Here is a 241-nt window from a genome sequence, read left to right on the forward strand (position 1 = left end):
GTCATAGGTTGTCTTCTCTCAGGATCAGGAATGAAGCGAGCGGACGCTCGTGGCGTCGCTCAGGTGCGCCGGGTCACGCGTCGGACCAGGCGGTCGCCCGTGATTTGCACGGCCGAGACGAGCGCGATCAGGATCACGATCACGGTCGCCATGACGGTGGTGTCGAAACGTTGATAGCCGTAGCGGATCGCGAGATCGCCGAGCCCGCCCGCGCCGACGGCGCCCGCCATCGCGGTCGAGC

General features: G+C 66.8%; 1 pseudogene. It reads right to left on the reverse strand.

Going from position 1 to position 241, the window contains the following annotated elements:
* Positions 1-59: 59 nt before the first annotated feature.
* Positions 60-241, reverse strand: a pseudogene (locus tag AAEZ09_RS29045) (ABC transporter permease); the annotation flags it as partial.

Origin of the sequence: Pseudomonas sp. 65/3-MNA-CIBAN-0223, assembly GCF_040310425.1 — a bacterium.
GTDB classification, from domain to species: domain Bacteria; phylum Pseudomonadota; class Gammaproteobacteria; order Pseudomonadales; family Pseudomonadaceae; genus Aquipseudomonas; species Aquipseudomonas gregormendelii.